Here is a 13,977-nt window from a genome sequence, read left to right as displayed (position 1 = left end):
AGCGCCTCGTCAGGCCACCGACGCCCAGACCGGCGCCATCGCGCGGTAGAGCCTGCGGAAGGCCTCGAGCCGGGGCTGGTAGGCCGCGTGCAAGGCGGCGTCGGGCGCGAGCACCTGGCGCACGGCCGGCGCGACGACCACACCCGCCGGGTCTTCGCCCGTGACCGCCAGCCGCGCGAGCCGCGCCGCGCCGAAGGCCGGGCCACGGTCGGCGGATTCGTACAGCACCAGCGGCACATCGAGCACCGAGGCGATCAGCTGCGCCAGGAAGGCGGAGCGCGCACCGCCGCCGATCAGCGCCAGGCGCTCGGGCCGCGCCGTCTGGGCGGTCAGCGCTTGCAGGCCGTCGGCGAGCGAGAAGGCGATGCCTTCGCAGACCGCCTGCATCAGGTCGGCGCGCGTGGTGGCACCCGAGAGCCCGACGATCGCGCCGCGCGCGAACGGGTTGTTGTGCGGCGTGCGTTCGCCGAACAGGTAGGGCAGCGCGAGCAGGCGCGATGGCCCGGTGTACGCGGCCTCGACCTCGGCCAGCAACTCGCCGACCGACGCACCGCCGGTGCACGACGCCAGCGCGGCCAGCGGGCTCGCGCCGTTGAGCAGCGCCGCCATGCGGTACCAGCGCTGCGGCAGCGCATGGCAGAAGGCGTGCACCAGCCGCTCGGGGTCGGGGCGGTGCGCGGTGTCGGCCACGAGGATCTGCGCCGAGGTGCCGAGCGACACGAAGCCGTCGCCCGGCCCGACCACGCCGATGCCGACGCCGCCCGCCGCGGCATCGCCCGCGCCGCCGGCGATCGGCACGCCGCGCGGCAAGCCCCAGCGCGCGGCCAATGCATCGCGCACGGTGGCACAGGGTTCGCACGACTCGACCACGCGCGGCAGCCAGGCGGGATCAACCCCGCAGGCGGCAAGCGCCTGCGGCGACCACCGGCGCTGCGCCTGGTCGAACAGCCAGGTGCCGGCCGCGTCGGTGACGTCGGTCACCTTGTCGCCCGACAGCTGCAGGCGCACGTAGTCCTTGGTCAGCAGCAGCGAACGGGCGCGCGCCACGGCGTCGGGCTCGTGGGTGCGCAGCCAGCGCAGCTTGGGGCCGGTGAAGCCCGCCATCGGCTGCACGCCGACGGCACGGCGCAGGGCCAGGTCGGTCTGCATGAGTTCGGCGGCCTCGGCGGCGGCGCGGCCGTCGTTCCAGAGGATGGCCGGGCGCACAGGGCGGTCGGCCTCGTCGAGCAGCACCAGCGAGTGCATCTGGCCCGACAGGCCGATGCCTTGCACGCCGGCCATCGCTGTCGGGTGCATGCGCGCCAGTTCGTCGAGGCCGTCCGAGACGGCGGCCCACCACTGGTCGGGGTCGTGCTCGCACCACAGCGGCTGCGGGTACTGCGAGCTGAGCGGCCGATCGACCGTGGCGACGACATGCAGCTGCATGTCGGTCAGGACGATCTTGACCGCGGAGGTTCCGATATCGATGCCGAGCAGCATGCGTGTGTTCCCTGTTCGAGGGCCGGAGTATCGGCGCTCCGGCCAGGCGCGCAGGCCGCTGGCGGCAGGTTGTTTACGGCGTGGTCGCCGGCAGCGTGATCGGCACCGGCCGCGTGAGCAGGTCGATGTAGAGCTCGAAGAAACGCGCGTTGTCGAACTTCTTCACCACGGTCATCTTCTGCAGCGGCACGCCTGCGGGCGGCGTGGCGTAGCCGATGGAGCGGCCGTTGTCGGCGGCGCCGGGCTTGGCGACCACGTCGACATAACGCTCGACGGTCTGCGTGGCATAGCGCGGATCGATGAGGTAGGCCAGCACCAGCGTGTCCCAGATGTTCTGCGTGTAGTTCGGGTTGTTCTCGAAGCCGTTGGTGCCGCTGAAGCCGTAGCCGTTGAGCTTGCGGAACACCTCGGTCACGGCCGTGGGCTTGGCCGGGTGCGCGATGCGATCGTAGATGGGCTTGGTGAGGAACACGGTGTCGGTCACGTCCAGCGGCACCACCACCTGCGGGATCGGCAGGCGCACCACGAACTGCGCGGCCTCGGGGTCGAACCACCAGTTGAACTCGGCGAAATGGGTGGTGTTGCCCGCCACGTCGACGGCGCCGCCCATGTAGATGATCTTCTTGATCAGCGGCACGATCTCGGGGCTCTTCTTCACGGCCAGCGCGATGTTGGTGAGCGGGCCGATGGCCAGGATGGTGATCTCGTTCGGATTGGCCTTGACGGTGTCGATGATGAAATCGACTGCGCTCTTGCGCTGCACCACGGTGCGCGTGGCAAAGCCGTCGGGCGAGGGCTTGAGGTCAGCGTCGGTCTTGGGCTCGGGGCCGCTCCAGGCGCCCAGGTAGCCGTCGCCACCCGCGCCGGCCTTCATCTCGGCCTCGATGTCCGCGAAGCTGTGGTTGAGCGCGTAGTTCTCGCCCACGTAGACGCCGATGCGCTGGCCCACGCCCAGGCGCTCGACCGACATCAGCGCGTCGGCCACGCCCTGCTTGAGCCACTGGTTGCCCGACACCACGCTGATGCCCATCACCTGCACCTTGCCCTCGGCCTGCAGCTGCGCGGCCATGACGCCGAGCTGGCCGTCGTCGCTCATGGTGTTGTAGTCGCTGTCGATGATGACTTTCTGCGCCACCGGCGGCGCGGCGAAGCCGGGCGCCAGGCCGATGCCGTCATTGCCGCCCCCACCGCCGCCGCATGCCGTGAGCACGGCCACGGCGACGAGCCAGAAGGTCGCCACTGTCCATTTGCGCATCTTGTTTCTCCTAAGTGTTTGGTTTGCAGCCCGGTTCTCGGACGGGCGCCAGGGAGTGGAAACGTTTGCGCAAACCTTTGCGCAAACGTTTGCCAAACTCTAAATGGCGTGCCGCCAGCGTGGCAATGGGGTGCGGGTAGGGGTTTTCCGCGAGGCCGGGGGCGGCCTCGCGCGCGGACGTCAGCCCGTCATCAGCCCAGGTCGGGCGCGGGGCCGAGCAGCCGGTTCTCGCGCAGCGGCGAGCGTGGGCGCAGGTAGGGCGCGTCTTCCGCCGGCGTGGCGGCCTTCTCGAGGCCCAGGGTGTCGGGCGCGGCCTTGGCGGACGCCGTCGGTGCCGTGCACGACCCGCTGCTGCGCAGCCGCAGCGCCGCGGCCAGCCGGGCCTCGGCGGCGTCGCCCAGGGGGTGGTCGAAATCGTCGGCCACGGCGCAGTTGTCGTTGGGCGCAAAGCCGTCGCCGTAGTCGCCGTAGCCGGCCTGGTTGACGCCCTTGAAGTGGATCGCGAAGTAGGTGGTGCCGCAGTTGTCCTGCGGCATGAAGCCGTAGGGCTTGCCGCAGGTGGTGCCGCCCACGAGGTTGACCGTGACGCCCACGCCGCGCAGGCTGTTGATGACCGACTCGCTGGCCGAGCAGGTGTCCGGGCCGGTCAGCACGGTGACGCGCGACAGGCCCAGGTTGGGCAGCGTCTGCCCGTTGCGGTCGGTGGTCAGGAAGCCCATGAGCGTCTGCGCGAGCGTCAGGTGGAACGGGTTCTTGTCGTTGAACGACATCAGCTCGAAGGTCTTGCCGGCCGTGGTGGCCGGCGGCGCGATCATGGTGGCAAGCCGGCTCGCGATGCGCAGCTGGCCGCCGCCGTTGTAGCGCATGTCGAGCACGAGGTCCTGGATGCCGCCGTCCTGCTTGAGCGTGTTCACGGCCGCGACGAGCTGCGCCTCGGAGGTCGTGATGTGGTCGTTGAACAGCAGGTAGCCCACGCGGTTGCCGGCCGGCCCGATGGTGCGCGTGTACTGCACCGGCGTGCTGGTGACGCTCTGGGCCGTGAGCTCGATGGGACTGCCGCGCGTGCCGTTCACCTCGAAGGTGAAGGTGTGCTTCTCGCCGAGGGCCTGCGGCGAGATCGCGCGGTTGATGACGTTCACGTTGGCCTGCCCGGTGCTGGACACCACGTCGACGCCGTCGACCACGACCAGCTTGGCCCCGCGCGCCAGGCCGGCCGTCGCGGCCGGCGAGCCGGGCTCGACGAAGGCGATGCGGATGTTGCGCGGCGGCGAGCTGCGCACGGCCGCCGTTTCCATGCCGTAGCCGGCCGACACGCCGCCCTCGGAGAGCTGGCGGTACACCTCGGTGTTGTAGGTGAAGTGGAAGCGGTCCTTGGCCCGGCCCGAGGGCGTGGTGGCCGGCGTCTTGAGCACGTTGAACCAGGCCACCGGCGTGGCGTAGTCGGCCGCCTTCAAGGTGGTGGGCACCTCGCTGTACCAAAGGTAGGTTTCGTCGATCCAGCCGCGCACCCAGCTCTTTTCGTTGCCGACGGTGCCGGTGCTGTCAGGGTAGGCGCGGCCGGTCTCGGGGTTGGTGCCCGGGCGCGGCGCGGCGCACAGGCCGGCGACGGTCGAGGACGCCACGATGGCGTCGCTGTCGCCGCCGCCCCCGGGCGTGGGCGTCGGCGTCGGCACCACGCCGATCGGGAACCCACCGCCGCCACCTCCGCCCCCACCTCCACCGCCGCACCCCGCCAGCAGGCCGGCCAGCGCGAGCGCTCCGGCGATGGCCGCCACGGCCCTCGGGCGCCGCGACGCGTGTGCAGTGTGAAAGGCCATCGGATCCTCCTGGCGTCCGTGGTGCGGACGGTTCTGTTTGGTTGTCTTGGTCGGGGTGCGGGGGCGCAACGCCGCCCGCTACTGGATGAAGCCCATGCCGCGCGATTCGCGCACCTCGGGCTTGATCCGGTGCTCTGCTTCGAGCTGCTCGAGAAACTCCGCCGCCGAGAACTCGGCCGCGAGGATGTCGGTCTGCCGCTTCACAGCCGCGAAGTCGCCGGGGCACAGCTGCGACAGCTGCGCCAGGCGCGCGCGCACCTCGCCGGTGAGCAGGGCCGCGTCGCCTGCGAGCGCCTCGGTGACGAACATACGTTCGCGCTGCGCCGCGGTGAGCGGCATGAACTTGATCTTGAAGGTGAAGCGCCGCAGCGCCGCCTGGTCGAGCCGGTCGAGCAGGTTGGTGGTGCAGATGAACACGCCGCGAAAACGCTCCATGCCCTGCAGCATCTCGTTGACCTCGGTGACCTCGTAGGTGCGCTGCGCGCCGCGCCGGTCCTGCAGGAAGGAGTCGGCCTCGTCGAGCAGCAGCACGGCCTTTTCGGATTCGGCCTCCTTGAACATGGCGGCCATGTTCTGCTCGGTCTCGCCCACGTACTTGCTCATGAGGTCGCTGGCCTGCTTGACGATGAGCGGGCGCCCCACGGCCTTGGCGATGTGCTCGGCCAGCGCGGTCTTGCCGGTGCCGGGCGCGCCGTAGAAACACAGCGTGCCGTGGCCGCGCGCCTTCAGCGCCTCGACGATGCGCGGGATTTCGAAGCGGGTTTCGACATGGAGCATGTCCAGGTCGTAGGTGGTGACGCTGCGCCGCTCGGCCGGGCTCTTGTCGAGCGTGCCGAGTGCGAGGTCGGCGTTGCGCAGCTGGCGCTCGATGAGGGCCTCGACGGAGGCCTCGTCGGTCTTCGCCAGGCCGGCGAAACGCACGGCGGTACGGATCTGCGCGGGCGTGAGGCCCTTGCGCTCGGCCAGTTTGGCCGTGAAGGCCTCGGACACGACCACGCCTTCGAGCGTCTTCTTCACGAGCTGCTCGCGCGCACCGGGCGGCGGCGATTTGAGTTCGAGGTGGTAGGCGAAGCGGCGGCGGAAGGCCGGGTCGATCTGCTCGATGCGGTTGGTGACCCACAGCGTGGGCACGGGATTCGCCTCGAGGATCTGGTTGACCCAGGCCTTGCCGCTCACGCTGCCGCTGGCGGGCGCGGGAATCTGCTCGGCGCGCGCCATGAACTGCGCAGCCTCGGTGCTGATGGGCGGGAACACGTCCTCGACCTCGTCGAACAACAGCGCCGCCTGCGCACTGCCCTTGAGGAAGACCTGCGCGATCTGCAGCGAGCGGTAGCGGTCGCGGCCGCTGAGCGAGTTGCCGTCGCGGTCGGCGTACTCGACCTCGAAGAGTTCGAGGCCCGCCGCCTGCGCGACCACCTTGGCCAGCTCGGTCTTGCCGGTGCCGGGCGGGCCGTAGAGCAGCACGTTGACGCCGGGCTCCTTGCGCGCCACTGCCGCACGCAGCAGCGTGACGAGCATCTGCGCGTCTTCCTCGACGAAGGAGAAATCGTGCGGCGTGAGCGCGCTCTTGGCCGAGGGCCGCGTGAACACGGCCATCAGTTCGTTGTGGTCGCGGTACTCGCGCATGAGCACGGGCGGCAGCTTCTCGCTGACCTTCATGAGGTCGGCCAGGTCGGTGATGTTGTGCTCGGAGATGAGGTTCTCGACGAGGCCGATGCGTTCGAGCCGCGAACCCGCGCGCAGCGCCTCGCCCACCTCGCTCGCGTTGACGCCCGCGATGTCGGCGATGGCGGCGTAGGCTTCGGGCGCGTTGTTGACCTTGAACTCGACCAGCAGCGAGCGCAGGTCGCGCTGGTAGCGCGCGAGCGTGCCGTACAGCAGCAGCGCGCGCTCGGCCTTGTTGAGTTGCAGCAGGCCGGCGAGCGCGTCGATGTTCTTCTCGACCAGCGTCGACTGCTTGCGCAACGCGTGCGTGAGCCAGTCGCGCGTGACGGCCAGCACCGAGAGCAGGTCTTTGGGCTGGTCTTTGGCGTACTCGTCGAGGTAGAAGAACAGCGTGCCTTCTTCATACGGACCGCGCCACACGCCGTGGCGTTCGAGCAGCGTGCGGCCGTCGAAATCTTCGACGCCTTTCCACGCTTCGTTGCCCGCACAGCGGCGGCCCAGGAACTCGCGCAATCGCTGCAGCACCGCGGCGGGCCACACGAGGTGGCGCCCGGTGAGCGAGAGCAATCCGTTGATATCGCGCCGCACATTGAAGCGCGGCCCCTGCTTGGCGGCGAGCGTGAGCACGAAGTGCGAGCACATGAGCTCGAGCACCGGTGCCTCCTTGAGGCCGGGCGAAGGCAAGGCCTGCCCGCGCACCGCAGCAGCCACCACATCGACACCCGCACGCTTGACCATCAGGCAACCTCCTGCGAGGAAATACTTGGAGCGACCATAACGCAGACTTTTGGCTTCGGGAAGACGCCGAAAGAGTAAAAACCCTGATCCGCTGGATTCCAGCCACAATGCGCGCCATGGTCGGAATCGAAGCTATCCGGCGCGCCGCGGCGCGCCTGCAGGGCCAGGTGCTCAACACGCCCTGCGTGGAGTCGCGCACGCTCTCTGAAATCGTGGGCGCGCAGGTGTTCCTGAAGTTCGAAAACCTGCAGTTCACGTCCTCCTTCAAGGAGCGCGGGGCGTGCAACAAGCTGGTTGATTTGTCTGAGGGCGGCACGCGCGGCGTGATCGCCATGTCGGCCGGCAACCATGCGCAGGGTGTGGCTTATCACGCACAGCGGCTGGGCCTGCGCGCACTCATCGTGATGCCGCGCTTCACGCCCGGCGTGAAGATCGAACGCACGCGCGGCTTCGGCGCCGAGGTGGTGCTGCACGGCGACACGCTGGACGCAGCACGCGCGCATGCACTGGCGCTGGCCGAGCGCGAAGGCCTGACCTTCGTGCACCCCTACGACGACGAAGCCATCATTGCCGGCCAAGGCACGATCGCGCTCGAGATGCTCGACGCGGTGCCCGACCTCGACACGCTGGTGGTCGCGGTCGGCGGTGGCGGGCTCATCGCAGGCATGGCCGTCGCGGCGCGCGAGATCAAACCCGGCCTCGAGATCGTCGGCGTGCAGACGCAGCGCTTCCCGGCGATGGTGAATGCCGTCAAGGGCACGCACCATGTGCAAGGCACGAGCACGATCGCCGAAGGCATCGCGGTCGGCACGCCCGGCGTGCTGACGCGGGAAATCATCGCCGCCAAGGTCGACGACCTGCTGCTGGTGGACGAAGGCGACATCGAGCAAGGCGTGCTGATGCTGCTCGAGATCGAAAAGACCCTGGTCGAAGGCGCCGGTGCGGCCGGCTTGGCGGCGCTGATCCGGCATCCCGAACGCTTTCGCGGCAAGCGCGTCGGCCTGGTGCTGTCGGGCGGCAACATCGATCCGCTGCTGCTCGCGGCCATCATCGAACGCGGCATGGTGCGCGCCGGTCGGCTGGCCCGGGTGCGTGTCAGCGCGCGCGACGTGCCGGGCTCGCTAGCCCAGATCACGGCCACCGTGGCCGAAGCGGGCGCTAACGTCGACGAGGTGCACCACCAGCGCGCCTTCACCATGCTGGCCGCGCAGAATGTCGACGTCGAGCTGGTGCTGCAAACGCGCGGCCGGGCCCATCTGGCCAGCGTGTTGAGCGCCCTGAAAGACGCCGGTTTCGAAGCGGTGGAGCAGCACTGAGGGCTCCTCGCAACCCCCTAGACCCGCTGACGGCGCCTCGCCGGTAAAATGGCGGGAGTTTTGTCATTTGCGGTTGACTGCATTTGGCGCTTTGTCATTTGCGTATTCGAGGTATTTCCCGATGTCCCACCCCACCCCCGCCGAGCACGGCCACGCTGCCGCCGCTCAAGAACATGACGCCGTCGAGTCGGTCGTTCACCTGATGCCTCTCGTGCTCCCGCTGGCGGGCGGCGTGCTGATGCTGCTGCTGGCGTCGATCGCCGTTTTTCTCGCCTGAACTGACAGGCTTTCGCGCTTTTGTCCGCGGGCTGTGCGGCCCGCGTTGACGCAATCTCCCAAAGCGAAACGTTTTCTCAAACGGACCTCCGTGCCTGGTCAGGCGCGGCGCCCCGTTCGGAAAGACGATTTTTCAACTTAGGAGATTTCCGATGAACGCACCCACGATGAAGGGCCTCCCCATTCAGGCGCCCTCATACGTCAAGAACGCCAAGCTGATCGCCTGGGTGGCCGACATGGCCGCACTGTGCAAACCCGACGCCATCCACTGGTGCGACGGCAGCAAGGAAGAATACGACCGCCTCTGCCAGCAACTGGTCGACGCCGGCACCTTCAAGAAGCTGAACCCCGCCAAGCGCCCGGGCTCGTTCCTCGCGATGTCCGATCCGAGCGACGTGGCACGCGTCGAAGACCGCACTTTCATCTGCTCCGCGCAGAAGGAAAACGCCGGCCCCACCAACAACTGGATGGCTCCGGCCGAGATGCGCACGACGCTGCAGCCCCTGTTCGACGGCTGCATGAAGGGCCGCACCATGTACGTGGTGCCGTTCAGCATGGGCCCGCTGGGCTCGCCCATTGCACATATCGGCATCGAGCTGTCCGACAGCCCGTACGTGGCCGTCAACATGCGCATCATGACCCGCATGGGCACAGCCGTGTACGAGGTGCTGGGCACTGACGGTGAGTTCGTGCCTTGCGTGCACACCGTGGGTGCGCCGCTCGAAAGCGGTCAGAAGGACATGTCCTGGCCCTGCAACACCACCAAGTACATCGTTCATTACCCTGAAACGCGCGAAATCTGGAGCTACGGTTCGGGTTACGGCGGCAACGCGCTGCTGGGCAAGAAGTGCTTTGCACTGCGCATCGCCTCGAACATGGGCCGCGACGAAGGCTGGCTGGCCGAGCACATGCTGATCCTGGGCGTGACCAATCCCGAAGGCAAGAAGTACCACGTGGCGGCGGCGTTCCCAAGCGCCTGCGGCAAGACCAACTTCTCGATGCTCGTGCCGCCCGCCGGCTTCGAGGGCTGGAAGGTCACCACCATCGGCGACGACATCGCCTGGATCAAGCCGCAAGCGGACGGTTCGCTTCGCGCCATCAACCCCGAGGCCGGCTACTTCGGCGTGGCGCCGGGCACCAACATGCTGACCAACCCAAACTGCATGCGCAGCCTGGATGACGGCGTGATCTTCACCAACGTTGCACTGACCGACGACGGCGACGTCTGGTGGGAAGGCATGGAACAGGACGCGCCAGGCAAGGCGCTGCCGGCGCACCTGATCGACTGGCAAGGCAAGGACTGGACGCCGCAGATCGCCAAGGAAACCGGCGCCAAGGCCGCCCACCCGAATGCACGCTTCACCGTGGCCGCCACCAACAACCCCGCACTCGACGAAGCCTGGGACGATCCGAAGGGCGTGAAGATCGACGCATTCATCTTCGGCGGCCGCCGCTCGACGACCGTGCCGCTGGTCACCGAAGCCCGCAACTGGGTCGAAGGCGTCTACATGGCCGCGACGATGGGTTCGGAAACCACCGCAGCAGCCGCTGGCCAGCAGGGCGTGGTTCGCCGCGACCCGTTCGCGATGCTGCCGTTCATGGGCTACAACATGAGCGACTACTTCCAGCACTGGCTCGACCTGGGCAAGAAGCTGGAAGCCTCGGGTGCCCAGCTGCCGAAGATCTACACGACCAACTGGTTCCGCAAGGGCGCGGACGGCAAGTTCGTCTGGCCGGGCTACGGCGAGAACATGCGCGTGCTGAAGTGGATGATCGACCGCGTGGAAGGCAAGGCAAAGGAAGGTGTCGAGCACATCACCGGCGTGAGCCCGCGCTATGAAGACCTGAACTGGACCGGCCTGGATTTCAGCGCCGAGCAGTTCGCGACGGTCACGAGCATCGACAAGGCGGCCTGGCAGGCGGAGTTGAAGCTGCACGCGGAGCTGTTCCAGCAACTGGCGCATCATCTGCCGAAGGAATTGCCGGAGACGAAGGCTGCGATTGAGCAGCGGTTGGCGGCCTGAGTTCTTCTCGCAGGCTCACGCGGCCTGCTAAGGCCGGGCCTAGAAGGCCCAATAGAAAGCCCGATGAGCTCATCTCATCGGGCTTTCTTGTTTTAGGCGGCACTCAATTAGCGCCACGTCAGGTGATTCCAGGTCATGGCGGAGTCTTTGTCGATGTCGACCGAGCTTTGGAGACGGCGCGCCGGCGTTTAGCTGGCTTGCAGCGAGACCCGATCAAGCACGCGCGCCATGCGATGAAGGTGTTGATGAAGTTCAAGCTGCTGGAGTTGCATGCGGTGTCGCACGCTGAGTGGGGAGCGTGGCTTGAGGGCACGCCGTATTTCGAGCTGATTCGAGCTCGATTCTTTGCGGGTGAGACGCTGGTCGATCTGACGGCGGACTTGCTGTCGGAGCTGATTGCAGTTGGCGCAGCGCAATCCGATGCTTTGGGAGTTCGCAACGCCTGATTGGCCGTTGTTTGCCGCAATAAAAAAGCGCCACCTCTTTCGAGTTGGCGCTTTTTCTTTGTCTGTCTATTCGCTTGTTCTTGTTTTGCGAGCTCTTCGTCCTTGCGTCGCGCAAAGCAAAAAACCCCAGTCATTGCTGACTGGGGTTTTCTGGGCTGTAAGAGCCTGACGATGACCTACTTTCACACGGGAACCCGCACTATCATCGGCGCTGATTCGTTTCACTGTCCTGTTCGGGATGGGAAGGAGTGGTACCAAATCGCTATGGTCATCAGGCATAAAGGGTTGTCCGATTGATCACACGATCAATCAAACGAATTCATAGAGTTTGGAATCAGCTTTTGGCGAATTATTTTGAATGCGTCAACTTGGCATAACACCTTGATCAGATTGATCAAAGTTATAGGGTCAAGCCGCACGAGCAATTAGTATCAGTTAGCTTAACGCATTACTGCGCTTCCACACCTGACCTATCAACGTCCTGGTCTTGAACGACTCTTTAGGGGGCTCAAGGCCCCGGCAGATCTCATCTTGAAACGAGTTTCCCGCTTAGATGCTTTCAGCGGTTATCTCTTCCACACTTAGCTACTCGGCAATGCCACTGGCGTGACAACCGATACACCAGAGGTGTGTCCACTCCGGTCCTCTCGTACTAGGAGCAGGCTTCCTCAAATCTGCAGCGCCCACGGAAGATAGGGACCAAACTGTCTCACGACGTTTTAAACCCAGCTCACGTACCTCTTTAAATGGCGAACAGCCATACCCTTGGGACCGGCTACAGCCCCAGGATGAGATGAGCCGACATCGAGGTGCCAAACACCGCCGTCGATATGAACTCTTGGGCGGTATCAGCCTGTTATCCCCAGAGTACCTTTTATCCGTTGAGCGATGGCCCTTCCATACAGAACCACCGGATCACTATGTCCTGCTTTCGCATCTGCTCGACTTGTCAGTCTCGCAGTTAAGCACGCTTATGCCATTGCACTATCGTCACGATGTCCGACCGTAACTAGCGTACCTTCGAACTCCTCCGTTACGCTTTGGGAGGAGACCGCCCCAGTCAAACTGCCTACCATGCACTGTCCCCGATCCAGATAATGGACCTAGGTTAGAACCTCAAACACACCAGGGTGGTATTTCAACGTTGGCTCCACAAGATCTAGCGACCCTGCTTCAAAGCCTCCCACCTATCCTACACAGATCTGTTCAAAGTCCAATACAAAGCTACAGTAAAGGTTCATGGGGTCTTTCCGTCTTTCCGCGGGGAGATTGCATCATCACAAACATTTCAACTTCGCTGAGTCTCAGGAGGAGACAGTGTGGCCATCGTTACGCCATTCGTGCAGGTCGGAACTTACCCGACAAGGAATTTCGCTACCTTAGGACCGTTATAGTTACGGCCGCCGTTTACTGGGACTTCAATCAAGAGCTTGCACCCCATCATTTAATCTTCCAGCACCGGGCAGGCGTCACACCCTATACGTCCACTTTCGTGTTTGCAGAGTGCTGTGTTTTTAATAAACAGTCGCAGCCACCGATTTTTTGCAACCCATTCATGCTTCGTTGTTCACTACACACTAATAGGGCACACCTTCTTCCGAAGTTACGGTGTCAATTTGCCGAGTTCCTTCTCCTGAGTTCTCTCAAGCGCCTTAGAATACTCATCTCGCGCACCAGTGTCGGTTTGCGGTACGGTCGTTGTTAGCTGAAGCTTAGTGGCTTTTCCTGGAACCTCGTTCAGTCACTTCACGGACAAGTCCGCTCGATCGTTGGCCTCGGTATATGTGCACCGGATTTGCCTAATGCACGCCTACATCCAACTAAACCAGAATAATCCAATAACTGGATGACCTATTAAGATCCGTCCCCACATCGCACTAACAATCGGTACAGGAATATTGACCTGTTTCCCATCAGCTACGCATCTCTGCCTCGCCTTAGGGGCCGACTCACTCTACGCCGATGAACGTTGCGTAGAAAACCTTGCGCTTACGGCGAGGGGGCTTTTCACCCCCTTTAACGCTACTCATGTCAGCATTCGCACTTCTGATACCTCCAGCACGCTTTACAACGCACCTTCACAGGCTTACAGAACGCTCTCCTACCACTTGCAATAAATTGCAAATCCGCAGCTTCGGTAACTGGCTTAGCCCCGTTACATCTTCCGCGCAGGACGACTCGATCAGTGAGCTATTACGCTTTCTTTAAATGATGGCTGCTTCTAAGCCAACATCCTGACTGTTTTAGCCTTCCCACTTCGTTTCCCACTTAGCCAATTTTAGGGACCTTAGCTGGCGGTCTGGGTTGTTTCCCTCTTGAGTCCGGACGTTAGCACCCGGTGCTCTGTCTCCCAAGCTGTACTCATCGGTATTCGGAGTTTGCCTTGGTTTGGTAAGTCGCCATGACCCCCTAGCCAAAACAGTGCTCTACCCCCGATGGTAATACTTGAGGCACTACCTAAATAGTTTTCGGAGAGAACCAGCTATTTCCAAGTTTGTTTAGCCTTTCACCCCTATCCACAGCTCATCCGCTAGTTTTGCAACACTAGTCGGTTCGGACCTCCAGTACCTGTTACGGCACCTTCATCCTGGCCATGGATAGATCACTTGGTTTCGGGTCTACACCCAGCGACTGATCGCCCTATTCGGACTCGATTTCTCTACGGCTTCCCTATTCGGTTAACCTTGCCACTGAATGTAAGTCGCTGACCCATTATACAAAAGGTACGCAGTCACCCCTTACGAGGCTCCTACTTTTTGTAAGCACGCGGTTTCAGGATCTATTTCACTCCCCTCCCGGGGTTCTTTTCGCCTTTCCCTCACGGTACTAGTTCACTATCGGTCAATGATGAGTATTTAGCCTTGGAGGATGGTCCCCCCATATTCAGACAGGATTTCTCGTGTCCCGCCCTACTTGTCGTTAGCTCAGTACCACACAGGTCATTTCACGTACGGGGCTATC

At 64.2% G+C, this 13,977-nt stretch carries 8 protein-coding genes and 2 rRNA genes (1 of these 10 only partly in view); 4 read left to right on the top strand and 6 right to left on the bottom strand.

All coding sequences use genetic code 11. From position 1 onward, the window contains the following. Positions 1-9 precede the first annotated feature (9 nt). The 4 genes from xylB to CLU95_RS15970 form a co-directional block, all read right to left on the bottom strand. On the bottom strand, positions 10-1,479 hold the full coding sequence (gene xylB / locus CLU95_RS15985; protein WP_099794511.1) for a xylulokinase: 1,470 nt from the start codon (positions 1,477-1,479) through the stop codon (positions 10-12). A 73-nt stretch (positions 1,480-1,552) separates the two neighbouring features. After that, positions 1,553-2,734 carry a nucleoside hydrolase gene (locus CLU95_RS15980; RefSeq protein WP_099794509.1) on the bottom strand — a complete coding sequence of 394 codons (1,182 nt, stop codon included), beginning with the start codon at positions 2,732-2,734 and terminating at the stop codon, positions 1,553-1,555. 191 nt (positions 2,735-2,925) lie between these two features. Further along, positions 2,926-4,551: a S41 family peptidase gene (locus CLU95_RS15975; protein WP_099794507.1), complete on the bottom strand. Its 1,626-nt coding sequence runs from the start codon at positions 4,549-4,551 to the stop codon at positions 2,926-2,928. A 78-nt stretch (positions 4,552-4,629) separates the two neighbouring features. Next, a complete protein-coding gene (locus tag CLU95_RS15970) occupies positions 4,630-6,954 on the bottom strand; it encodes an ATP-binding protein (protein WP_099794505.1) in 2,325 nt (774 codons plus the stop codon). Positions 6,955-7,070: 116 nt separating this feature from the next. Here CLU95_RS15970 and CLU95_RS15965 point away from each other — a divergent pair, with 116 nt between their 5' ends. The 4 genes from CLU95_RS15965 (at position 7,071) to CLU95_RS15955 (ending at position 11,016) form a co-directional block, all read left to right on the top strand. Further along, the gene (locus tag CLU95_RS15965; protein ID WP_180288620.1) at positions 7,071-8,270 is read left to right on the top strand and encodes a threonine ammonia-lyase; all 1,200 of its coding nucleotides are present in this window, start codon (positions 7,071-7,073) and stop codon (positions 8,268-8,270) included. 121 nt (positions 8,271-8,391) lie between these two features. Continuing rightward, entirely contained in the window at positions 8,392-8,547 is a 156-nt protein-coding gene (locus CLU95_RS30915; protein WP_180288619.1) for a hypothetical protein, read from the top strand. A 151-nt stretch (positions 8,548-8,698) separates the two neighbouring features. Further along, the gene (locus CLU95_RS15960) at positions 8,699-10,570 is read left to right on the top strand and encodes a phosphoenolpyruvate carboxykinase (GTP) (protein WP_099794502.1); all 1,872 of its coding nucleotides are present in this window, start codon (positions 8,699-8,701) and stop codon (positions 10,568-10,570) included. Positions 10,571-10,815: 245 nt separating this feature from the next. Beyond that, positions 10,816-11,016 carry a hypothetical protein gene (locus CLU95_RS15955; RefSeq protein ID WP_143606006.1) on the top strand — a complete coding sequence of 67 codons (201 nt, stop codon included), beginning with the start codon at positions 10,816-10,818 and terminating at the stop codon, positions 11,014-11,016. 163 nt (positions 11,017-11,179) lie between these two features. Here the strand turns inward: CLU95_RS15955 and rrf are convergent. Further along, positions 11,180-11,292 (bottom strand): 5S ribosomal RNA (gene rrf / locus CLU95_RS15950). Between the two features lie 128 nt (positions 11,293-11,420). Beyond that, positions 11,421-13,977 (bottom strand): 23S ribosomal RNA (locus CLU95_RS15945) (it continues 319 nt past the right edge of the window).

This window comes from Variovorax sp. 54 (assembly GCF_002754375.1).
GTDB lineage: Bacteria > Pseudomonadota > Gammaproteobacteria > Burkholderiales > Burkholderiaceae_C > Variovorax.
The sequence above is the reverse complement of the archived record's forward strand: the minus strand, read 5'-3'. Positions and strand labels throughout refer to the sequence as shown.